This window comes from Bacillota bacterium (assembly GCA_012837285.1).
In the GTDB taxonomy this organism is placed as follows: domain Bacteria; phylum Bacillota; class DTU030; order DUMP01; family DUMP01; genus DUNI01.
The window spans coordinates 1-21,702 of sequence record DURJ01000151.1 but is presented as its reverse complement, the minus strand read 5'-3'; the positions used below and the strand labels follow the sequence as shown (position 1 = coordinate 21,702).

The window sequence follows — 21,702 nt, the reverse complement described above, 5'->3', positions numbered from 1 at the left end:
CGGGGTTTTCGCCTCTTTTAGCTCAATAGTAACCTTTCTGTAATGTCTTTACCTTATAATCGCCCATAGGGTTGCTTGAGGGGAGAGGGGAGTGTGACCAGACGAAAAGCGGCAACAGTGGTAATATCGGCTCTATTGTTAGTGATGACGCTTATGGTGGCGGGATGTCGTCCCACTGCTCGGCCGAGCAACAATGACCACAACGGTGCCTCTTTACCAGCGGATGTTCCGGGTACGGAAGGGGCCACTGCCTGGCTCGGCACTGCTGAAGGAAATCCGAGCGGGCCGGCAGGAGAAGAGCAGCCAGGCCCGGGACTGCCTTTAGACATAGAAATGGTACTGGAACCGGATCAAACTAGCTTCGGTCCGTTTTACGGACTGCTGCCGGAACTGGCTTGGTCTCCCGATGGGAGGTATTTGGCCGCCTTTGGCGAAAAGAATGGGTATGGCCTCTGGCTTTGGGATCAGCAGACTAAGTCCTGTCGTCGCCTGGTGCAGCTTGTCGACCGCAGCGGACAGCGGCTTACATCCCTAGCCTTTTTTGGCTGGAATGTGGCCGGCGATGCTCTGCTCTATGCTGTCGATGGCATCCAAAGTGAGGACCGATTTCTGGGTCAAAATGGCGTCCTGGTTCGGCAAGTAGGCCTGGACGGAACAGACAAAGTCCTAGCTTGGCTTCCCGGCGAAGGGATGTTTATTCGCAGCCGCTTATTTAACCGCGAGAGTGGTCTGCTGCTAGTACATAGGGGCCGGGATTTGTGGGCAGTGGACACTGCCGGCGGACGTTACAAACAGGTAAAGTCGGACTTACCTACTTGGGACGGTCTCTTTTTCGTTGTGCCGTCTCCAACCGGCGACAGAGTTGTCTACCCGAACCCTGATACCACCCAGCGGCAATTAATTATTCTAGATCTTAAAAACGGCACCGAAACAGCAGTAGGCTTGGCTGGGGAGTATCCCTTTTATCCGGTGTGGTCTCCGGATGGGGAGAAACTGGCTTTCTTGAGCGCTGAAGCTCTGAGCGCGGGCTACGATTTTCAGTTGGGCGAAGACGGCCCTTTGCCGCCCAGTACTAGAATTATCGTAACCACAAACCAAGGTGAGCTGTTGACGCAAATTACGCCGCGGCCACGGGAAAAGACCGGGGCCCCAGTGTGGTCTGCCGATAGCAGCCAACTGGCATTCTTGACCGCTTCTGTGGTTCAAGGGCCGGAAGAATTTCCGGAAATAAGCTGGCACCGTTTGTGGTCGAGCGATTTAAACAACCGGCTACAGGATCTAGGCCCAGTGAGCGGTGATTGGCTGACCATTGGGGACTACACCCCTGACGGCAGCTTTGTTCTCCTTTTTGCTTACGAAGCGGGCGGCGGGGTGTCAGCAGTCCTACAGAGCCAGACTCAAAAGCTAACCTTGGCCCACGATGCCGTAGATGAGCCGCCCATCTGGTGGCAGCGAAGCTTGGTCTTGCCCCGTATTGTGGTAAATAACGGTGATTATCTTGATACTCAGTTGTATCTGTACGACCCGAATAAGCAGGTAACGGAGCTTACGTCCGGATCGGGTTGGAAGAGCGGGGCCAAGATCTCGGCCGGGGGCGATCTGGCCTATATCAGTGCTGATAATCAAAACTACCCTTATCCGTTGACAGTGGTGATACAGCCGCTGTTTTAGCAGTAGAAACCGGTGCGAGGAGGATGTAAGTGAGGTTGTTTGAAGCCTTGAAGCCGCTGTGGGAAACCACCAAGAGCGTTCTTCCCATCGTCGCTTTCATGTTAGCTTTTCAGCTATTGGTATTAAGAAAAACCAGCGCTGGCTCCAAACAGATCCTAGGCGGTCTTGTTCTGAGTGTTTTGGGTCTGCATTTTTTTCTCAAAGGTATCTCCCTGAGCCTGTTGCCGTTGGGGGATTCCATTGGGCGCGATTTGGTCCTCCTGGATAACAAATATATTATTGTCGGCTTTGCTTTTGTGCTGGGCTATTTTGCTACTTTGGTGGAACCGGCGCTACGGGTGTTGGCGCTGGAAGTGGAGGAAATCTCGGTGGGGGCCATCCCGAACAAGACCCTTATCCACGCTGTAGCGGTAGGGTTCGGCGCCGGCATGGCCCTGGGCATTTTTAAGATTGTCAATAATATCCCCACCTCGAAAGTGGTCACGCCGATTTTGATCTTGGCCCTGGCCCTGGCCCAGTTTGCACCGGAAGAGTTTGTAGCCATAGCCATGGATTCGGCCAGTGCCACCACTGGCCCGGTGAACATTCCGTTGAATATGGCCTTAGCTCTGGGCCTGGCTAAGATATTGGGATTGACAGACCCGCTGCTGAACGGCTTCGGTATTATTGGTCTGACCTCGTTGGGCGCAGTGATATCGGTTTTGTCCCTGGGAATTATCAGCAGACTGTGAGAGGGGGGCGAATATGGAGTACTTGGCCATTGTAGCCATTGTTGAAAGAGGAAAGGCAGACACCATTGTGACTCAGGCTAAGAAAGCCGGTGCTCGTGGGGCTACCATTTTGTATGGACGCGGGACCGGCGAACACGAAAGCCGCAAGTTTCTTAATATCCAGATTGAGTCCTCTAAAGAAGTTATTATCATTATTACTGAGCGGGACCGATACAGCCCTATCTACAATGTCATTGCTCGGGTCGGAGGAATTGAACAGCCGGGAGTGGGGATTATGTTTACGGTGCCGGTATCGAACCTAATCGGAGTTGAGCACCACCAGGGTTTAGGAGAAAAAGCGAAAGATGTAAAAGAGTTAAGAGCTTCACCTTGAGGGGGAGAAGACGTGGAAGGAACACGATCTAGCGAGGCGGCCAGAGCGGCGATTGAAATGGCTCTATCCAGAAACCGGGAGAATGAGCAGCGGCTCAAAGACGCCTATCGTTCGGTTGGTATTAAGGCCGCAGCAGTGGATTACGGCGGCGATTTCATTTCGTCGGTGAAAAAAGTGATTGAACGGGCGGTAGTGGCCGCCAAACGTGAAGGACTTATCGCCGAAGAGGAGGGAGCTGAAGGCGGCGTGGCTGGGGCGGCTCGAGAGGCGCTGTCTCAGATCATGCCCAAAGCCCTAGGGCTTAACCTGGGCGGAAAAATTGGCATCGCCCGTTACGACGAACATATTGTGGTGGTGATTTTCTGTAGCATCGGGTTGCTGCACTTAAATGAAGTGGCGTTCGGCTTAGGACATAGAGCGGTGGCCTCGTTGGTTCCAAACAATAGGGACTGACAAAATAGTAGTAAAGGCATAACGCTCCCGGGACCAGCGGTGGAAGATAAGTCCCCGACTAAAGGCCTAGAGCAAAAGGCCTTTTATTTTTTTATTTTTAGCAGGAAATGACACCTAGGAGAGCGAATGTATGTGGTGGAAAGTGGTGGAAAGTGGGGAGTTAATCCAACAAGTGGGGTGAGGATGTGTTCATGGGGGAATACCAGCATGCGCTGGACAGCAAAGGGCGCCTGTTTATTCCGGTGAAGCTCCGTGATGACCTGGGCGAACGGTTTATCATCACCCGGGGCTTGGATCAATGCCTGTTTGTATACCCCCCCAATGAATGGTCCAACCTAGAGCAGAAGCTAAAAGATCTACCCTTAAGTAAAGGCGAGGCCCGTGCTTTTGTCCGTTTTTTCTTTGCCGGGGCCACCGAATGCGAACTGGATAAACAGGGGCGCGTATTAGTGCCACCCTATTTGCGAGCTTATGCCGGCATCGAACGGGAGACAGTAATACTGGGGGTATCAAACCGAGTTGAGATTTGGAATCAGGCTACCTGGGAAGATTACAGTGGACAAGTCCGCGCTAACTTTGCTGAACTAGCCGAAAAAATGGTGGACTTTGGTATCTAGGGGGTAATCCATGACTTTCCTTCATGAACCGGTACTGCTCCAAGAGGTGTTGTCTTATCTGGCTTGTCAGCCGGAAGGAGTGTATATTGACTGCACTGTGGGCGGAGCGGGACATGCCGCTGCTATGTTAGATCGGAGTTCACCGACAGGTCGCCTGCTGGGAATCGATCAAGACGAAGCGGCGCTCGCCGCTGCGGCTAAGCGGCTCCAGCCCTACGGAAAGCGGGTGCAGCTAACCAAAGGCAATTTTCGGTGCCTGGACGAGATATGGCAGACCTCGGGCTTGGGTGCACCGTTGGGAGTCTTGTTCGACTTGGGGGTGTCATCGCCACAGCTAGATGAAAAAGAACGGGGCTTTTCTTACCAGGAAGATGCGCCCTTGGACATGCGCATGGACCCTAAGCAAGCGGTTACCGCAGCAACGCTCATTAACACTCTACCGGAAAGAGAGTTAGCGCAAATCATCAGCCAGTACGGCGAGGAACGCTGGGCCGTCCGTATTGCCAAATTTATTGGACAGAGGCGACAGCAGCAACCTATTACTACCACCGCCCAGATGGTGGATGTGATCAAAGCCGCTATACCGGCGGCAGCCAGGAGACGTGGGCCCCATCCGGCCCGGCGGACTTTTCAGGCGCTGCGCATTGCTGTCAACGACGAACTGGCAGCCCTCCGAAAAGGCCTGGAAGCGGCCGGACGTATTTTAGCCCCCAGCGGTCGACTTTGTGTTATTTCGTTTCATTCCTTGGAAGATAGGATTGTCAAGCACACCTTTCGGTCTTGGGCCCAGGAGGGCGGGTTTACGGTCTTGACCAAGAGACCGGTGGTACCGAGCCCCGAAGAAGCAAAGGAGAATCCGCGAGCCCGCAGCGCCAAGCTGCGAGCAATCAGGCGGAGACCGTAGTTCTTAGGCGAAGGAGGGACGCATAAAGTGGTAGGGAGGACAGGAGCGGCGCTGCACCTTCCAGAACCGGTTACAGAGCCCAAAACAGCTCGCCGTCGGCGACGGCGAGTAACAAGACGGGTTGAATCTTTGACGGCCTACGGCCTATTTGTGGCTGTGGCTGTTGGGTTGGTTCTGCTTTATGTGGCTCAGTATGCCTATGTGGCTCAACTGAATTTGCGCTTAAACCGGGCGGAAAAACAGTTGGCTCAAATCCAAATCCAGAACGAACAGCTGGAACAACAGGCATCAGAGCTAAGATCCCTACGCCGGGTGGAAGAAGAGGCTAAAACCCGGTTGGGAATGCAAAAACCGGAAACTGTCCGTACGGTAAGAGCGCCGCTGGAACCTGTGGTGGACACAGCGGTGGCGGCGGCAGAACCGGCATCGCCGCCTCTGGAAGGTGGCGGACCTCAAAATCGCCTGTTGGCTTTCCTTAACTGGACGCGCGGGTTAAAGAGGGCTTTTGCCCACGGAGTTGGGGAAAACCACTAAAGGTTGGTGTATGAGCCTTGAAACACACGCTTACTATGATGCGTAAGCGCATAGCGGTCTTTTTATTATTCATAACGTTTTGCACCTGCGGGCTGGCAGCCCGCCTTTTCTACCTTCAGGTCTTTAAGAACGAAAAGTATCGCTCGGCTGCCTTAACGCAGCGGTTGCAGGAAATCGAGATTCAGCCCAAACGGGGGCTGATCACCGATCGTAACGGGAAAAAGCTGGCCCTAAACATCAGCTTAGACAGCGTGGTGGTCAATCCGCGACAGGTCAAGAATGCCGATCAAGCCGCTGCCGCTTTAGCTGAGGCTCTGGGGCTGTCGGTTGACCAGGTGCTGGCCAAGGTCCGCTCCGAGACCTCGTTTGAATATGTGGTTCGCAAGATAGAGCCGGAAAAATCTAAAACTGTGCGGGCGCTAAAACTGGACGGAGTCTACCTGGTAGAAGAGAGCGACCGCTTTTATCCCAATGGGTCTTTGGCTGCTCATATCCTAGGTTTTGCCGGCATCGATAATCAGGGCCTTGAGGGGCTGGAATTGGTTTACGACCGGGAATTACGCGGTACCATGGGGAGGTTCTTGGGCGAAACCGATGCCACCAATCGCGAGATTCCCGGCGGCGAAAAGTTGTATTTGCCGTCGGAAGACGGCTATAATCTGGTACTTACCATTGATGAGGTGCTGCAACACATTGCTGAGCGGGAAATTGATCGGCTAATGGAAGAAACCAAAGCCAAGGGGGCGGTAGTTCTCATATCAGATCCCAATACCGGCGAGATTCTGGCGCTCTCTAACCGTCCCACTTTTGACTTGAACAAGCCGTTGGCCAGTCCTGATAGCAACCGTCGGAATTTGGCCGTGTGGTACAACTATGAACCCGGATCTACCTTCAAGATTGTTACCGCTGCTGCGGCCCTGGAAGAAAAAGCAGTCCAGGAAAGCGACGGGTTTTACTGCCGAGGCAGTATGCAGGTGGCCGGCCATAACATTGCTTGTGTCACGGCCCACGGCAGCCAGACTTTTGCCGAAGTGGTGAAAAACTCCTGTAACGTAGGCTTTATGACCGTGGGTATGCGGATGTCCCGGGAGACGTTCTACCGCTACATATCCGACTTTGGCTTCGGCGCCACTCCAGGCAGCGGACTTCCCGGGGAAGAAGAAGGTATTTTGGTGCCGGTAAAAAGTGTGGGGCCGGTGGAACAGGCCAACATTTCTTTCGGTCAGGGCATTGCGGTGACTCCGCTGCAAATGATTACCATGATGGGGGCGGTGGCCAACGGCGGTCTGCTGATGAAACCCCAGATTGTGCGGGAAATACGGACTGTCGACGGTGCCGTTGTGCAGCCGTTTACTCCCCAAATGGTGCGGCAAGTAGTATCCACCGACACCGCCTATGAGCTCTGCCGGCTGTTGGAAGCGGTGGTGGCGGACGGAACCGGCCGCGGTGCCCAGATTCCCGGCTACCGGTTGGCCGGGAAAACAGGCACGGCCCAAAAAACTGTGGAGGGTCGCTATGTATCCGATAAACATGTGGCGTCCTTTGTAGGCTTCGGACCGGTGGACAACCCGCAACTGGCCATCTTGGTGGTGGTGGACGAACCACAAGGTGCCTATTACGGCGGGGTTGTTGCCGCGCCGACATTTAAGCGCGTGATGGAAGACAGCCTGCGTTATCTGTCGATTCCGCCGACGATAACCAGTGAAGAAGAGATGACAGAGCCGAAGATCCAGGTGCCGGCCGTAATGAATTTGCCTGTGGCTGAAGCCAGGAAAGCTCTGGAAGCCCAAGGTCTGTCCTATCGGGTGGAAGGTGAAGGAAGTATTGTCATCGATCAAACCCCGCCGCCGGGAACCGCGGCCGCGGCTGAAACAAAAATAATCCTGGTGTGCGGCGAGACGAAACCGGCACCAGGGCTGGTAACAGTGCCCAACTTAACTGGCCAAACCATGCGCCAGGCGGCTCAAAATCTGGCTGAGATGGGATTGACCCTAAGACCGGTGGGCACAGGTTTAGCTGTGAGTCAGGATCCGCAGCCCCGCAGCCAAGTTCCCACCGGTAGCATGATTACGGTGGAGTTTAAGCCGCCACCAGCCGGCGGGCCGGATGAACCACATGAATAAATTCCCGCCCCTTGCAGGAAATGGACGCGGATCTCCCGAAATTATCAGGCGGGCTCCGGGCTCAACCTAACTTATATCAGGAAAACTTTGGAATTAAGCGGTTGAAATAGAGCCATACTAGAACTGGAGTAGAGCGGGGGAGGGATCCTTGTGTTTAAAACGTTGCCGGAACTTTTAGCAGAAACTGTCGTGCTGAGTCTAGATTGGAACGGGCTGTCACAGGACAGCAACATCCATCAGGTAGCTTACGATTCGCGAGGGGTCAAGCCGGGAGGCTTGTTTGTAGCTGTGCGCGGGTTTAAACATGACGGCCACCGGTTCATTCCCGAGGCCGTAGCTCAGGGGGCCCGCGCCGTTGTGCTGGATCGCCCCGAGATTGAGCTGCCAGTTGGCATCGCTAAGGTTCTGGTACCAAATAGCCGGGCAGCCTTGCCTGACTTAGCGGCGGCTTTTTATGATCATCCGTCCCGGAAGCTGAAAGTAGTGGGAGTTACTGGTACCAATGGTAAGACCACCACTGCTTTTTTGTCTGAAGGTATTTTTCAAGCGGCTGGGTTCAAGACCGGATTAATCGGCACTGTGGAGAACCATGTGGGCGCCCGGGTACTGCCGGTGGAACGTACCACCCCGGAGTCGGTGGATGTGGAGCATTTGCTCCGACAAATGGTGAACGACGGCGTTACCCACGTGTCGCTGGAGGTTTCATCCCATGCCTTGGATTTGGGGCGGGTTAAGAACATTGAATTCGATGTGGGGGTCTTTACCAACTTGACCCAAGATCACTTGGATTATCATGAGACCCTGGCTAAGTATCGCCTGGCGAAGGCACAGCTATTTGCCCAACTGAACAAAGTCACCAGCAAAGGCGGACCGAAGAGAGCTGTGCTCAATGCCGATGATCCCAGCAGCGCCGCCATGCAGGCGGCCACGTCGGCTCCTATTTTGACTTATGGAATAAAAAACCAGGCTGACATCACTGCCAGCCAGATCGAAATTGGAGCCCAAGGTGCCTGCTTTAAGCTGGAGACTACAGTGGGGACAAGAGAAGTGAAGCTTCATACCACCGGTTTGTTCAGTGTCTATAATGCCTTGGCTGCTTGTGCAGTAGGGATCAGCCAGGGGGTGGAACTGGACGTAATCGTAACTGCATTAGAGCATAGGCCCGGTGTTCCCGGCCGGTTCGAACAAGTGAAATGTGGGCAAGATTTTGCTGTTATTGTGGACTATGCTCACACGCCGGATGGTCTGGAGAATATATTGAAAGCAGCTCAGGAGTTCGCCGCCGGTCGGATCATCTTGGTTTTCGGTTGCGGCGGTGACCGCGACCGGACCAAGCGGCCGCTTATGGGGAAGCTGGGTGTGGAATATGCCGATTTGGTCTTTGTTACGTCCGACAACCCCCGCACTGAAGATCCGGCGGCCATTATCGCCGATATCGAAGCCGGAATCAAAGAGACAACGGCTGCCAAGGGGTCGTATTCGCTGATCACCGATCGCCGTCAAGCGATTTATGCGGCTCTTACTGAAGCTCGCACCGGTGATGTGGTGCTTATTGCCGGGAAAGGGCATGAGACCTATCAGATCTTAGGTGAGCAGACTATTCACTTTGATGACCGGGAAGTAGTGCGAGACTATTTTAAGGAGCTGAATCAATCATGCAGCCGGTGACAGCGGCAGAAATTGCCAACATTATCGGGGGAGAGATCATTGCCGGCAGCGGCGCGGCCTGGGTAACCGGAGTTAGCACTGACTCTCGTTCGTTATCAATAGGAGATTTGTTCGTGGCCTTGCCGGGAGAGCGTACCGATGGACATAAATTCATTCCCGGGGCCTTGGCCGGGGCTGCCGCAGCGGCCTTGGTCAGCCACGTCTCAGCTTATTCGTGTCCACCGGAGAAAGCAGTTATCCGGGTAGCTGACACCGGCCAGGCGTTACTAACGTTAGGGGCTTGGTATCGCCAGCGGTTTGCTGTACGCACGGTGGCCATTACCGGCAGCACCGGTAAAACCACAGCTAAAGATCTTACCGCTGAGGTGTTGGGCCGCCGCTTCCGCACCTTGAAGAACCCGGGCAATCTCAACACCGAGGTAGGGTTGCCCCTGACTCTGTTTAAATTAGAGGCCCATCATGAAGTGGCGGTGCTGGAACTGGCTATGCGCGGTCCGGGCCAGATCCGTCAGCTGGCCCAGGTGGCAGAGCCGGAAGTGGGCGTGATTACAAATACTGGCGTGGCCCATATCGAGCTGTTGGGTAGTCAAGAAAACATTGCCCGGGCCAAAGGAGAACTGCTGGAATGCCTGCCGGCCCATGGCTTGGCCGTGCTAAACGGAGATGATCCCGGGGTTAGACAACAGGCAGTCCGCAGCCGCTGCCCAGTGGTGTACTTCGGGCTTGAGCCCGGGGCCGATGTGCGCGGTTCCGATATCAAGACAGATGGAACGATGGGGATCAGCTTTACGGTGAACGGACAGTGCGGGACCAGCCGGGTTCAGTTGCCGCTGGTGGGCAGCTTTAACGTCTTCAATGCTTTGGCTGCCATTTCTGTGGGGCATTATTTCGGCTTGTCTCTAGACGAGATGGCAGCGGCCTTAAGAGGTGTTAAGCCGGGCGCCATGCGGCTTGATGTGAGCGTGCGGGCCGATGGCACCCTAATTATCGATGATGCTTACAATGCCAACCCTGTGTCTATGCGCGGTGCCCTTGAGACCATGGCCGATTTGGCTTTGGGGCGGCGAACTGTGGCTGTTGTGGGCGACATGTTGGAACTGGGAGAGTTTGCGCCGCCGGCTCATAAAGAAGTGGGGAGGTTGGCGGCAGAGTTGGGGGTGGGTTGCCTCATTGCTGCTGGTTCGTGGGCGCCCGATGTGGTTCAAGGTGCTGTCGCCGCCGGCCTCGATCAGAACAGAGCCTTTGTGTGTCCTGATGCTGCCGCGGCGGCCGAAGTAGCCGGTCGCGAAGTACAACCCGAAGATGTGGTGTTGGTGAAGGCATCGCGCGGGATGCAGTTTGAACAAGTGGTAGCAATGTTAAAACAAGAAGGGTGCCGATAATTCATGATGAAACAGGTTGTACTGGCGGCAGTATTAGGGCTGGCCCTCACCCTGGGCCTTACACCCCCTTGGATCCAATACCTGAAGCGGCTTGACTACGGACAGATTATTCGCAGCCAAGGCCCGAAGCGCCATCAGGCTAAATCCGGAACCCCCACCATGGGCGGAGTGGTGATAGTAGTGGCCGCTGCAGCGGCGACGGTGCTTCTGGCCGGGACGGCTCCGGAAACACTGGTAGCGCTGGCTCTTATGGTGGGGTATGCTTTGATCGGCTTGGAAGATGACTGGCGCAAGGCAGTTAAGAAACGGTCGCTGGGACTGAAGGCACGCGAGAAACTGTTTTTTCAGGTGGTCCTTGCGGCCCTGCTGGGCAGCTGGGTCTATTTCCAGGGCGAACTGGGCGGAGGTGTTAGTATCCCTTTCTTTGGTACTATACCTTCAGGGCCGTGGTATGTGGCCTTCGTGGTTTTGGTGGCGGTAAGCGCTGCCAATGCCGTCAACTTGACTGACGGTTTAGATGGTTTGGCCGCCGGTACGGTGCTGATCGCCCTGCTGGCCTTTACGGTTATAGCCTGGGAGCAACAGTCTAAGATAGCTATTTTTACCGCCGCCACGGTTGGAGCCTGTTTGGGTTTCCTTTGGTTTAACGGCTATCCGGCTCGGATCTTCATGGGGGATACGGGCTCCTTGGCTCTAGGAGCGGCATTGGCGGCAGCGGCAGTGTTTACCAAGACCGAGCTGCTCCTTATTGTCATCGGCGCTGTGTTTGTTATTGAGACCTTATCGATGATAATGCAGGTGGTATATTTTCGCCTCACCGGCGGAAGAATTTTCCGGATGAGCCCGCTTCATCATCATTTCGAGCTGGTAGGCTGGAGTGAGCCGGTGGTGGTGCGGCGCTTCTGGTTGGCGGGTACAGTGGCCGCCATCTTGGGTTTGGCTATTTGGTATAACTTTATGGCTTGAGCCGGGGCAGGAGGGGACTCTATGGACGAGCGAAGCGGGCAAACGGCGTTGGTTCTAGGTTTAGCCAAGAGTGGTTACGCCGCGGCCACGGCCTTGCTGGCCCGGGGTATACAGGTGATCGCCACTGATTTAGAGACCAGCCCGCTGATGCAGCAGCGGGCTGACCGGCTAACGGCTATGGGTGCTCAGGTGGTCCTGGGGGAACATCCGCTCAACCTCTTAGAGCCGGTGGACTATGTGGTCACCAGTCCGGGAGTGCCCGATACGGCGCCTATTATCATGGAGGGAAAACGGCGCAACCGGCCCATCATCAGCGAGCCCGAGCTGGCCTATTGGCTTTATCCAGGGCCGTATCTGGCGGTGACTGGATCGAACGGCAAGACCACTACTACCACCTGGGTAGGGGAAGCTTTAGTTGCCGCCAACATCCCAGCCGTAGTCGCCGGAAACATCGGCCGACCGCTCACTGAGGCCGTGTCCAATCTAAACCCGGGGAACTGGGTTGTGGCTGAGATGTCCAGTTTTCAACTGGAATACACCCACAAGTTTCATCCGCGGGTGTGTACGATCTTAAACTTAAGCGAAGATCATCTAGACCGTCACGGCAGCTTTGCCGCTTATGCGGCGGCCAAGGCCAAGATCTTCGCTCGTCAGGGGCGGCAAGATATTCTAATCCTTAATGCTGATGACAAGTACAGCTTGGACCTGGCAGCAGCAGCTCATTCCCGTACGGTGTTTTTTAGTCGCCGGCAAGTTCTTACAGCCGGCGCGTGGGTAGAAGACGGACACATTGTGCTGAATTGGGAAGGTGAGGGGGCTGTTATCTGCCGCACCGCTGAGGTGGGTATTCCGGGCGAGCACAACTTAGAGAATGCTCTCGCCACTGTGTGCCTGGCCAGGGCGGCCGGGGTAGCCGCTCCTGTTATTGCCGGCGTGCTCAAGTCTTTTCGAGGCGTGGAGCACCGCTGTGAGAAGGTGGCAGTAGTGGACGGGGTACAATACATAAACGACTCTAAAGGCACCAACCCAGACGCTACGCTTAAGGCCATCGCAGCTTTTACCCCGCCCATTATCCTTATTGCCGGCGGGCGGGACAAAGGCACCGACTTCGATACCCTGCTACCGGCCATTAGGGAACGCTGCCGCAGTGTGGTCTTGATCGGTGAAGCGGCTCCTAAAATTCGGCCCGTTCTGGCTAGGGCCGGATTCACCCCGATATTCGAAGCCGAGACCTTACCGGAAGCGGTACAGTTGGCGCACCGGTTAGCTCGTCCAGGTGAGACAGTGTTATTATCACCGGCTTGTGCCAGTTTTGACATGTTCTCGAGTTATGAGCAGCGCGGGCAGGTTTTCAAACAAGCAGTACAAGAACTGGGAGGGGACAGGGCATGAAACGGCGGCCCGACTTCCTAATTTTCTTTGCCACTGTGACCCTGCTGGGCTTTGGCATCATTATGGTCTTCAGTGCCAGCAGCGTAGCAGCCACAACTGAATTCGGCGACAGCTTCCATTATTTAAAGAAACAGGCTGTGGCCACTGTTATCGGCTTGGTGGGCATGTGGCTGTTCATGCACATCGACTACCACCGGCTGAAGAAATGGGCCCCGGTGGCTCTGGTGACAGCCGTAGCCCTGCTGGGCTTGGTGTTAGTCAAGAACATCGGCGTGGAAGGCGGCGGTGCTACGCGCTGGTTGGAGCTGGGGCCATTTAACTTGCAGCCTTCCGAGGTAGCTAAAGTAAGCATCGTACTGTTTCTGGCTAGTATCTTGTCTGGCCGGCAGAATAAGATTACAGATTTTTGGCGTGGACTTTTTCCGCTGATAACCATTTTGGGAGCTTTGTTCTTATTAATTCTAAGACAGCCGGATCTGGGGACCGCCATGATACTGACAGCAACAGCGGCAGTAATGCTTTACGCTGCCGGTGCCAAGACCGCCCATCTGGTCAGCCTGGCTATTCTAGTGGCACCGGGACTATGGTGGGTTATTATGAGGGAAGATTACCGACGGCGCAGATTCTTGGCTTTCCTAAACCCGGAAGCCGATCCTCAGGACACTGGTTTTCACATCATCCAATCGCTGTATGCCTTAGGGTCGGGGGGATTGTTAGGTACTGGCCTGGGTCAGAGCCGACAGAAGTTTTTTTGGTTGCCGGAGCGACACACGGACTTTATTTTTGCCATCATAGGTGAGGAACTGGGGCTCTTGGGAACCCTATTTGTGCTGGCCTTGTTCATGCTTCTGGCCTGGCGCGGTTGCCGCGCCGCCATGTTGGCCCCGGATCGGTTCGGTACTTTGCTCGGTATAGGCATTGTGGCCATGGTGAGCATCCAGGCGTTGGTGAACATCGGTGTGGTTACCGGCTCGCTCCCTATTACCGGTATTCCGCTGCCGTTCATCAGTTACGGCGGGTCGTCGCTGGTGTTCTCTTTGGCGGCCATCGGGGTTCTGCTCAATATTTCTCGCCACGGCCAGCGGTCTTAGCTAAGGAAGGTGTACTCTAATGAGAATTCTATTCACCGGCGGCGGCACTGGGGGCCATATCTATCCCGCCTTGGCAGTGGCCCAACTAATGTGCCAGCGGGATCCCGAGACCGAGATTCTGTTTGTAGGCACCGAGAAGGGACTGGAGCAGGAGCTGGTGCCTAAAGCCGGCTTCCGCCTGGAAACAGTAGCCGCTGCCGGCTTGAAACGGCGGCTATCCTGGGCCAATCTGAGGGTGTTGGCTACTAACGTCCGCGGTCTGGCCCAGGCTCTTGGGACAGTACGCCGGTTTCGTCCCCAGGTGGTGGTGGGTACCGGCGGGTATGTGGCTGTACCGGTGGTATTGGCGGCTGCTTGTCTTGGCCGGCCAATATTGCTGCACGAGCAAAATGCGCTCCCGGGTCTGGCCAACCGGTTTTTGAGCCGGTTTGCCCACTGCGTAGCCTTATCGTACCAACAAGCAGCCGCCTATTTTCCCCGTGCCCGGCGGGTGGTGATCAGCGGCAACCCAGTACGGGCCGCCGTCTGGCAAAAAAGCCGGAGCGACGGCCGTAGTAGCCTGAGGGTGAGCGACAGTGCGCGCTTGGTGCTGGTGTTTGGCGGTAGCCGGGGTGCTCGTCCCATTACCGAAGCGGCGGTGGCGGCAGCCCAGTATTTGTTGGCCGATCCAGAGATGGTTCTATTGATAGTGACAGGGACGGCGGACTTTGTTACAATTGAGGAGAAAGTTCGCCGCTTGGGTATACAAGCTCAGGGAGCGGGAAAAATGTTAATAAGGCCTTATCTATACAATATGGAGGATGCCTTGGCTGCGGCCGACGTAGTGGTGACTCGGGCCGGGGCCACTACTTTGGCTGAGATTACTGCCCGCGGTCTTCCGGCCGTACTGATCCCGTCCCCCTATGTAACGGCCAATCACCAAGAGCATAATGCCCGCACGTTGGCCCAGAGCGGGGCAGCTGTGATGATCCGGCAACAGGAGCTGTCGGCGCAGCTTCTGGCTGATACCATCCGGTCTTTGCTGGCCGATCCCCAGCGCTTGGCCCAGATGGCAGCTGCGGCCCGGTCTTTAGGCCGACGTGATGCGGCTGAGGTCCTGGTTCAAGAAATCCTTAGCCTAATTTGAAGTAACACTTTCAAGCCGTGCTGCATAAATTACAATGCTGGTGCTGGTCTAAAGTTGCCTGCTGCGCGGCTAAGTTTGTCGAGAGTGGGAAGGAGAGAACCTGAATGCCGACTAATAGTCGCACCATACACTTCATCGGCATCGGCGGTGCCGGCATGAGCGCCATCGCCAAGGTGCTACTGGAAGCAGGGAACACCATTACGGGTTCAGATTTACGGGTCTCCGATGCTACCGAGCGGTTGTCTGCCATGGGCGCTACTATCTGTGTGGGTCACCGGGAAGAAAATTTGCAGGACCCAGACGTGGTGGTAGTGTCTTCAGCGATTCCGGCTGACAATGTGGAGCTGTTGGCAGCCAAGGGACGCGGCATCCCAGTTATGCAGCGTGGCGAAATGCTGGCGGAGCTCATGAGCCAGCGAAAAGGCATTGCCGTAGCCGGGGCCCACGGCAAGACCACTACCACTTCCATGGCTTCTCTGGTACTGGAGAAAGCGGGACTGGATCCCACGGTACTCATTGGCGGTGAATTGAACGATATCGGCGGCAATGCCAAGTTAGGCTATGGTGAGTATTTGGTGGCCGAAGCAGATGAAAGTGACGGCAGCTTCCTCAAGTTAAGACCTCACATTGCCGTGATAACCAATGTGGAAGACGACCATCTAGATTACTATGGTAACTTAGACAACATAGTGACTGCTTTCAAAAGCTTTGTGGAAAAGATACCGGCAGACGGAGCCGCTGTTATTTGTGCCGACAATCCTAACGCTATGAAGATTGCCGCCACTGCCAACACCAACCGTCGGATCACTTACGGCCTCAATCACGGGGCCGATTATCAAGCCAAAAGCATCAGTTTTAAGGCCCTCACCAGTACTTGCCAGGTCTGGGAACGCGGCCGGTACCTAGGTCCCTTGGATCTGGTGGTCCCCGGCCGGCACAGCATACTAAATGCTTTGGCCACGGTGGCCCTGGCTCGGGAGGTGGGGGTTGAGTTTAACGTAATTAGAGAAGCGCTGGCCTCGTTTCACGGAGTGCACCGTCGGTTTGAACTATTGGGAACGGTAAATGGCATTTATGTGGTGGATGATTACGGGCATCACCCCACGGAGATAGCAGCGACTTTAAGCGCGGCCAGACAAGGGCAGTTTAACCGGATCATATGTGTGTTTCAACCCCATCGCTATACCCGGACCAAATTCCTCTATCGCGAATTTGGAGCTGCTTTTCACCAAGCCGATCTGCTTATTATCACCGACATTTATGCCGCCGGGGAAACGCCCATTGCCGGGGTGACGTCAGAGCTGATAGCCGATGCCGTGACAGCGCAGGGCGGGCCCAAGACAATCCGGATCCGGGATCTGAAGGAAGTAGTTCCGTACCTGTTGGAGTTGATCCAACCTGGTGACCTAGTGCTTACCTTAGGAGCAGGCAATGTCTGGACGGCAGGAGCGGAGTTGATCCAGGCACTGGCACCGGTAAAACAGGTGATCGAAGCGTAGAAACCACTGAAGGCGAGAGGGGAATAGGGGTGTTGCTGCAGTGGATAAATTCCTTATAACCGGCGGTAAGCCGCTGCAGGGATCCGTACGTATTGCCGGAGCTAAGAACGCTACCTTACCTATTATGGCCGCTTCGTTACTTTGCCCCGGTAGCTCCGAGATTAAAGAGGTTCCCAATTTGCGCGACGTCCACATGATGAAAGAAATCCTAACCCTGCTGGGGGCGAAAATTGAATCCGGTCCTGGGTGGTGCCGAGTCAACGCTGCTAAGGTGGCTTCGTCCCAGGTGCCGGAGCGGCTCATGCGCGAGATGCGTTCGTCGGTGTTTCTTATGGGTGCTCTACTGGGACGGTTGAGGAAAGTAAAAGTGTCGTACCCCGGCGGTTGTGCCATTGGTCCGCGGCCCATCGATCTGCATCTAAAAGGCCTGGCTGCCTTAGGAGCCCAAATCAGTGAACGCTACGGCTATATTATGGCCGAAGCACGGACTTTGCAGGGTGCAGATATCCATCTGGATTTTCCCAGCGTGGGAGCCACCGAAAACATTATGTTGGCGGCTGTACGAGCCCAGGGTGTTACTGTGATCCGCAATGCGGCCAAAGAGCCCGAAGTGGTGGATCTGCAAAACTTTCTCAACAAAATGGGGGCTTGTATCCGCGGTGCCGGTACCGATACCATCAAGGTGGAAGGGGTCGACAAACTGAAACCGGCCAGCCATAGCATAATTCCAGATCGTATTGAAGCCGGTACTTTCATGGTGGCCGCAGCCATGACTGGGGGCCATATTCGGCTGGAGAATGTTATTGCCGAACATACGGAACCGGTAGCGGCCAAGCTGCGCGAGGCCGGGGTGACGGTAGATACTGTCGGCGGGCACATAGAGGTGCAGTCTGAAGGGCAGCTCAAAGCCGTGGATGTGAAGACCTTGCCCTATCCGGGCTACCCTACTGACATGCAGCCGCAGACCATGGCTATGCTGAGCTGTGCTCAAGGAACCAGCGTTGTGATTGAGAATATCTTTACCAATCGGTTCAAACATGTGGATGAACTGAGGCGCATGGGCGCTCAGATCAGCATCGAGGGCCGAGCGGCAGTGATCCGAGGAGTAGAGAGGCTGAGCGGTGCCGCGGTGGAAGCGTCGGATCTTAGAGCCGGGGTGGCCTTGGTGTTGGCGGGACTGGCTGCGGAAGGACAGACCACAGTGGACCATGTGTACCACATTGACCGCGGTTACGATGGTTTAGAGCAAAAACTGTTGGCTCTGGGAGCCCAAGTGCAGCGCGTGCAACAATAAGCGGGCAGCTAGGGCTGCCCTTTGTTCCGCTGAGAGGTGAGGTGAAAGAGCATGCTGACTAGCCGTTCTTTCCGCCTTCTTTTTGTTTTATTTATTGTTCTTATGGGTCTGGGCGGAGGCCTAATGCGTTCACCGTTCTTTAATATAACCGCTGTGGAAGTGTACGGCACCCAGCAAGTATGTCCCGAGGAAGTGACGGCTCTTACCGGGGTCGAACCAGGGCTGAACATCTTTAGCCTGCGGACGGCAGATGTAGTTAAAGCCGCTTCAGGTCATCCTTGGATCCAAAGCGTGGATTTAGTCCGTCGGCTGCCGGATAAAGTGGTACTTAATGTTACTGAGCGGCAGCCAATTCTCCTGGTGCCCTATCGCACTTCTTTTCTGGAGGTGGCCGAGGACGGGGTGGTATTGGCTGTGCGTTCCACTTTGTCCGGACAAGCTTTGCCGTTGGTGACCGGGTTTTCAGTTAAGGACGAAGTGCGGTTAGGCCAGCAGCTACCAGGCGAGGAAGTAGCTCAAGTCAGCCGCTGCTTGAACGGACTACCAGCCGATTTCTGGTCGCAAGTGGCCGAAATCCACCTGGACGAAAACAAAGAGATCACCTTATATACTGTGGATAGAGTACAAATTCTACTGGGCGAACCAGTAAAGCTCAAACAAAAACTGGCGCTGTTGTCGGGGATTTGGACTGAGCTTACGAGTCAGAGGCAGACAGCGGTCAGCATCGATGTTAGAAGCGGTAAAGAAGCCATAGTTCGCCTGAAATAACAGATATCACCGCTGTTGTTTTCAGAGCAACCCGGGTTCGGTATGTTATAATGAGTTGGGGGAGGTGACTGCTTATGAAGCGTAAGGGTCAGATTTGGATTACTGTGATCTGTATTATGCTCGGAGTTATATTAACCGCTCAGCTTCGTACCCAGGCTGGGATCCGGCAAGATATCCCCACCAAACGAATTGAGGAAATGGCCAGCCTGCTCAAACAAGCAGAGTCAGAACGGGATGCGTTGCGGTCCCAACTGCACCAACTGCAGGCCGAGACCGATAAGATTTTGAATCAGGAAAAGGACGTTGCCGCCGGTGTTCAACGTGACTTACAACAGGCCCGCATGATGGCCGGCTTAACCGAGGTCCAAGGGCCAGGGTTGGTAATTAGGCTCACTGACAGTACCCGGGTTGCTCAAGCTGGGCAGGATCCCAATCTGTTTCTTATCCATGACGAAGATCTGCTGAAACTGATCAACGAACTCAAGGCCTCCGGAGCCGAAGCTATTACAGTCAACGAACAGCGGGTAGTGGCTGCGACCGAAATAAGATGTGCCGGACCGACAATTTCCGTTAACAATACCAGGGTCAGCCCTCCGTACGTGGTTGAAGCCATTGGCGATGCCATGGCGCTGGAGAGTGCTCTGAAGATGCGGGGCGGCATTATCGAAACCGTGCAGTTTTGGGGTATCCAGGTTCAGATGGAAAAAAAGGACCAGCTTGTCCTGCCGGCTTATGTAGGCAGCCACACGTTTAGATTCGCCCAACCGGTGGACAAGGAGGGGGCGAAGTAATGTTCTGGCCACTAGTGGGAATTCTGGTGGGAATGATGATCGGTTTAGTCTTTCCTTTTTCTTTTCCGGCGGCCTATGCCCGCTATATCGCGGTGGCTATTTTGGCCGGGTTAGACTCTGTCTTCGGCGGTATTAGGAGCAACTTTGAACACAGTTTTGACCCGGTGATCTTTATTTCCGGGTTTTTCAGCAATGCCGTCTTTGCTGCCGTTCTCACCTATATAGGTGATCGGTTAGGTGTAGAAATATACTATGCGGCGGTATTTGCGTTTGGCGTTCGTATCTTTCAAAACCTGGCCGCTATGCGCCGCTACTTGGTGGATCAGGTTCGACGGCGCAGCCAGAAGTAATCTAGTTAGGGAGCCCCTGCAGCTCAAGTGGTGGTAAGTGGCTAGTATTTGAAATTGGGCCGCTTTTGTGCTAATATTGTTCGTGTACGAAATATCTGCCGAGGGAGGTGAGGGTCTTGTCGCCAGTGCCGCCGGAACAGGTGGATCAGGTGGGTTACTATCTGCGCCGCATCTTTCGTTGTTTAGATCGAGATCTGGCTTTCTTATTGTCTCAGGAAGGGCTAACGTTTCCTCAAATGGTGGTTCTTCGGTATATACGGGCCAAGGACGGCACCACTTTAGCCGAACTGGCCGAGACTCTGCAATGGGCGGCCAGTACGTTATCCGGAATTATCAGCCGGTTGGAGCGCGACGGCCTGATAACGCGCCAGCCGGACCCAGCTGATCTGCGTATTTACCGGCTGCGGATTACAGCTAAGGCCGAAGCTATCCTCGGCAAAACATATCGGACCTATAATGACCATTTGGGTTGCATTTTAGCGCATTTTTCCCCGCGGGAAATCGAAGTCTTGTTGACCAGTTTGCGCCGTCTCTGGCAGGCGGTACAGCAGGAACAGCCGGGTCGAAACTAGGAGGGGACGTCACTTTGAACCGTCGAATAACTAACTTCACTGAAGGAAGCATACCTCGGCACTTGATCATGTTTGCCATCCCTATGTTTCTCGGAAACTTGCTCCAGGCACTCTACAATACGGTGGACAGCTTTTGGGTCGGGCAGTTTCTGGGCCGGCAAGCGCTAGCAGCGGTGGCGGTGGGTTTTCCGATTATCTTTACCCTTATTGCCATGGTGATAGGAGTCACCATGGCTACCACCACGTTGGTGTCCCAGTACTTCGGCGCCGGGCAAATGGACCGCGTGCACCGGACTATCAACAACTCCCTGGTATTGCTGATAGGTATGGGCATTGTCCTGTCGGTGCTCGGGGTTGCTTTTCGGGACGATTTGCTTCGGTTTATTCAAGCCCCTGCCGACATCATGCCCCTGGCCAGTACCTATATGGGTATATATCTCACCGGGCTGGTGCCTACGTTCCTGTATAATGTGGCCGGTGCCATTTTGCGCGGGCTGGGGGATTCGCGCAATCCGTTGCGGTTTTTGGTTTATGCTACCGTGCTGAATATTATTCTTGATCCGCTCCTAATTTTCGGCTTTGGTCCGGTACCGCCTCAGGGGGTGGCCGGAGTGGCTTTGGCCACGGTAATTGCCCAAACATTTTCGGCTGTACTGGCTATGGGTTACTTAGTTCGCCACTCAGGGTTAGTACAGTTTACCTTGGACTGGTGGCGGCTGGACCGGGAAATCTTAGCCCTGACCTTCAAAATTGGAATTCCGGCCGGGATGCAGCAAATGTTGGTATCGTTCAGCCACCTATTTATCGCCTCCCTGGTAAATCGGTTCGGCAGCACTGTGGTGGCAGCTTACGGGGTGGGAGCCCGCTGGGATCAGTTTGCTTTCATGCCGTCCATGAGTGTAGGCATGGCTGTATCGGCCCTGGTAGGACAGAATCTGGGGGCGGGGAAAGAAGAGCGCGTGCGCGAAATTGTAAAGTGGAGCGCATTCCTGGGTGGCGGAATTACCCTGGTTGTAGCTGCCATTGTGCTATCCATTCCAGGGACTTTGGTCCGGGTCTTCACCGATGACGCCGCTGTAATTGCCGCCGGCATTACCTATTTGCGCCTAATCGCCTTTAACTACGTCCCCTTTGCCCTCATGTTTGTTATGGGCGGAGTCATGCGCGGTGCCGGCGATACCGTAGCGACGTTCGTGGCCTCACTTCTTAACCTGTGGGGTGTGCGGGTACCGTTGGCAGCTTATCTCTCCAGCCAGCCCCAGTTAGGGATAAAAGGGGTTTGGATGGCCATGATGATCAGCCCTTATGTGGGCACCACTCTGCAGGCAATCTACTACCGCAGCGGGCGGTGGAAAAGGCGCACCCTTGTCCGCCGAACACCGGTGCAGGAATAAAAT

21 protein-coding genes are annotated in these 21,702 nt (G+C 54.9%); all 21 read left to right on the top strand.

Translation table 11 applies throughout. The features are described 5' to 3' along the window. Nucleotides 1-93 precede the first annotated feature (93 nt). Nucleotides 94-1,671, top strand: a complete 1,578-nt coding sequence (locus tag GX016_08875; GenBank protein ID HHT71663.1) for a hypothetical protein — start codon at nucleotides 94-96, stop codon at nucleotides 1,669-1,671. Between the two features lie 98 nt (nucleotides 1,672-1,769). After that, the gene (locus tag GX016_08870) at nucleotides 1,770-2,402 is read left to right on the top strand and encodes a DUF1538 domain-containing protein (protein HHT71662.1); all 633 of its coding nucleotides are present in this window, start codon (nucleotides 1,770-1,772) and stop codon (nucleotides 2,400-2,402) included. A 13-nt stretch (nucleotides 2,403-2,415) separates the two neighbouring features. Beyond that, entirely contained in the window at nucleotides 2,416-2,775 is a 360-nt protein-coding gene (locus GX016_08865; GenBank protein ID HHT71661.1) for a P-II family nitrogen regulator, read from the top strand. A gap of 57 nt (nucleotides 2,776-2,832) precedes the next feature. After that, the gene (locus tag GX016_08860; GenBank protein HHT71660.1) at nucleotides 2,833-3,228 is read left to right on the top strand and encodes a hut operon positive regulator HutP; all 396 of its coding nucleotides are present in this window, start codon (nucleotides 2,833-2,835) and stop codon (nucleotides 3,226-3,228) included. Nucleotides 3,229-3,413: 185 nt separating this feature from the next. Further along, nucleotides 3,414-3,845, top strand: a complete 432-nt coding sequence (gene mraZ, locus GX016_08855) for a division/cell wall cluster transcriptional repressor MraZ (protein HHT71659.1) — start codon at nucleotides 3,414-3,416, stop codon at nucleotides 3,843-3,845. Between the two features lie 10 nt (nucleotides 3,846-3,855). Next, complete coding sequence (gene rsmH, locus GX016_08850; GenBank protein HHT71658.1) at nucleotides 3,856-4,749, top strand: 16S rRNA (cytosine(1402)-N(4))-methyltransferase RsmH; 894 nt, start codon at nucleotides 3,856-3,858, stop codon at nucleotides 4,747-4,749. A gap of 27 nt (nucleotides 4,750-4,776) precedes the next feature. Further along, on the top strand, nucleotides 4,777-5,283 hold the full coding sequence (locus GX016_08845) for a hypothetical protein (GenBank protein HHT71657.1): 507 nt from the start codon (nucleotides 4,777-4,779) through the stop codon (nucleotides 5,281-5,283). 17 nt (nucleotides 5,284-5,300) lie between these two features. Beyond that, nucleotides 5,301-7,406, top strand: coding sequence for a PASTA domain-containing protein (locus tag GX016_08840; protein HHT71656.1), 2,106 nt, complete (start codon nucleotides 5,301-5,303; stop codon nucleotides 7,404-7,406). A gap of 150 nt (nucleotides 7,407-7,556) precedes the next feature. After that, complete coding sequence (locus GX016_08835) at nucleotides 7,557-9,074, top strand: UDP-N-acetylmuramoyl-L-alanyl-D-glutamate--2,6-diaminopimelate ligase (protein HHT71655.1); 1,518 nt, start codon at nucleotides 7,557-7,559, stop codon at nucleotides 9,072-9,074. Beyond that, nucleotides 9,062-10,456, top strand: a complete 1,395-nt coding sequence (locus tag GX016_08830; protein HHT71654.1) for a UDP-N-acetylmuramoyl-tripeptide--D-alanyl-D-alanine ligase — start codon at nucleotides 9,062-9,064, stop codon at nucleotides 10,454-10,456. The genes GX016_08835 and GX016_08830 overlap by 13 nt, the downstream gene beginning before the upstream one ends. Nucleotides 10,457-10,459: 3 nt before the next feature. Beyond that, on the top strand, nucleotides 10,460-11,422 hold the full coding sequence (locus tag GX016_08825) for a phospho-N-acetylmuramoyl-pentapeptide-transferase (protein ID HHT71653.1): 963 nt from the start codon (nucleotides 10,460-10,462) through the stop codon (nucleotides 11,420-11,422). A gap of 21 nt (nucleotides 11,423-11,443) precedes the next feature. Beyond that, nucleotides 11,444-12,814 carry a UDP-N-acetylmuramoyl-L-alanine--D-glutamate ligase gene (locus GX016_08820; GenBank protein ID HHT71652.1) on the top strand — a complete coding sequence of 457 codons (1,371 nt, stop codon included), beginning with the start codon at nucleotides 11,444-11,446 and terminating at the stop codon, nucleotides 12,812-12,814. Next, nucleotides 12,811-13,905, top strand: coding sequence for a putative lipid II flippase FtsW (ftsW, locus tag GX016_08815; protein HHT71651.1), 1,095 nt, complete (start codon nucleotides 12,811-12,813; stop codon nucleotides 13,903-13,905). Before GX016_08820 ends, ftsW begins: the two co-directional genes overlap by 4 nt. Nucleotides 13,906-13,924: 19 nt before the next feature. Continuing rightward, nucleotides 13,925-15,031, top strand: a complete 1,107-nt coding sequence (gene murG, locus GX016_08810; GenBank protein ID HHT71650.1) for an undecaprenyldiphospho-muramoylpentapeptide beta-N-acetylglucosaminyltransferase — start codon at nucleotides 13,925-13,927, stop codon at nucleotides 15,029-15,031. A gap of 104 nt (nucleotides 15,032-15,135) precedes the next feature. Next, nucleotides 15,136-16,530, top strand: a complete 1,395-nt coding sequence (locus GX016_08805; GenBank protein HHT71649.1) for a UDP-N-acetylmuramate--L-alanine ligase — start codon at nucleotides 15,136-15,138, stop codon at nucleotides 16,528-16,530. Nucleotides 16,531-16,570: 40 nt separating this feature from the next. After that, nucleotides 16,571-17,824 carry a UDP-N-acetylglucosamine 1-carboxyvinyltransferase gene (gene murA, locus GX016_08800; GenBank protein ID HHT71648.1) on the top strand — a complete coding sequence of 418 codons (1,254 nt, stop codon included), beginning with the start codon at nucleotides 16,571-16,573 and terminating at the stop codon, nucleotides 17,822-17,824. Between the two features lie 51 nt (nucleotides 17,825-17,875). Next, nucleotides 17,876-18,592: an FtsQ-type POTRA domain-containing protein gene (locus GX016_08795; GenBank protein HHT71647.1), complete on the top strand. Its 717-nt coding sequence runs from the start codon at nucleotides 17,876-17,878 to the stop codon at nucleotides 18,590-18,592. A 68-nt stretch (nucleotides 18,593-18,660) separates the two neighbouring features. Continuing rightward, nucleotides 18,661-19,383, top strand: a complete 723-nt coding sequence (locus tag GX016_08790; GenBank protein ID HHT71646.1) for a DUF881 domain-containing protein — start codon at nucleotides 18,661-18,663, stop codon at nucleotides 19,381-19,383. Then, nucleotides 19,383-19,733, top strand: a complete 351-nt coding sequence (locus GX016_08785; GenBank protein HHT71645.1) for a small basic family protein — start codon at nucleotides 19,383-19,385, stop codon at nucleotides 19,731-19,733. The genes GX016_08790 and GX016_08785 overlap by 1 nt, the downstream gene beginning before the upstream one ends. Nucleotides 19,734-19,849: 116 nt before the next feature. Next, complete coding sequence (locus tag GX016_08780) at nucleotides 19,850-20,305, top strand: winged helix-turn-helix transcriptional regulator (protein ID HHT71644.1); 456 nt, start codon at nucleotides 19,850-19,852, stop codon at nucleotides 20,303-20,305. Nucleotides 20,306-20,319: 14 nt separating this feature from the next. Next, the gene (locus tag GX016_08775) at nucleotides 20,320-21,699 is read left to right on the top strand and encodes an MATE family efflux transporter (GenBank protein ID HHT71643.1); all 1,380 of its coding nucleotides are present in this window, start codon (nucleotides 20,320-20,322) and stop codon (nucleotides 21,697-21,699) included. Nucleotides 21,700-21,702 lie beyond the last annotated feature (3 nt).

Bases quoted from the DNA above. Each gene is read 5' to 3' on its own strand.
- GX016_08870 (HHT71662.1), top strand. From the start codon at position 1,770: ATGTTAGCTTTTCAGCTATTGGTATTAAGAAAAACCAGCGCTGGCTCC.
- GX016_08865 (HHT71661.1), top strand. From the start codon at position 2,416: ATGGAGTACTTGGCCATTGTAGCCATTGTTGAAAGAGGAAAGGCAGAC.
- GX016_08860 (HHT71660.1), top strand. From the start codon at position 2,833: ATGGCTCTATCCAGAAACCGGGAGAATGAGCAGCGGCTCAAAGACGCC.
- rsmH (HHT71658.1), top strand. From the start codon at position 3,856: ATGACTTTCCTTCATGAACCGGTACTGCTCCAAGAGGTGTTGTCTTAT.
- GX016_08830 (HHT71654.1), top strand. From the start codon at position 9,062: ATGCAGCCGGTGACAGCGGCAGAAATTGCCAACATTATCGGGGGAGAG.
- GX016_08825 (HHT71653.1), top strand. From the start codon at position 10,460: ATGATGAAACAGGTTGTACTGGCGGCAGTATTAGGGCTGGCCCTCACC.
- GX016_08820 (HHT71652.1), top strand. From the start codon at position 11,444: ATGGACGAGCGAAGCGGGCAAACGGCGTTGGTTCTAGGTTTAGCCAAG.
- ftsW (HHT71651.1), top strand. From the start codon at position 12,811: ATGAAACGGCGGCCCGACTTCCTAATTTTCTTTGCCACTGTGACCCTG.
- murG (HHT71650.1), top strand. From the start codon at position 13,925: ATGAGAATTCTATTCACCGGCGGCGGCACTGGGGGCCATATCTATCCC.
- GX016_08805 (HHT71649.1), top strand. From the start codon at position 15,136: ATGCCGACTAATAGTCGCACCATACACTTCATCGGCATCGGCGGTGCC.
- GX016_08795 (HHT71647.1), top strand. From the start codon at position 17,876: ATGCTGACTAGCCGTTCTTTCCGCCTTCTTTTTGTTTTATTTATTGTT.
- GX016_08785 (HHT71645.1), top strand. From the start codon at position 19,383: ATGTTCTGGCCACTAGTGGGAATTCTGGTGGGAATGATGATCGGTTTA.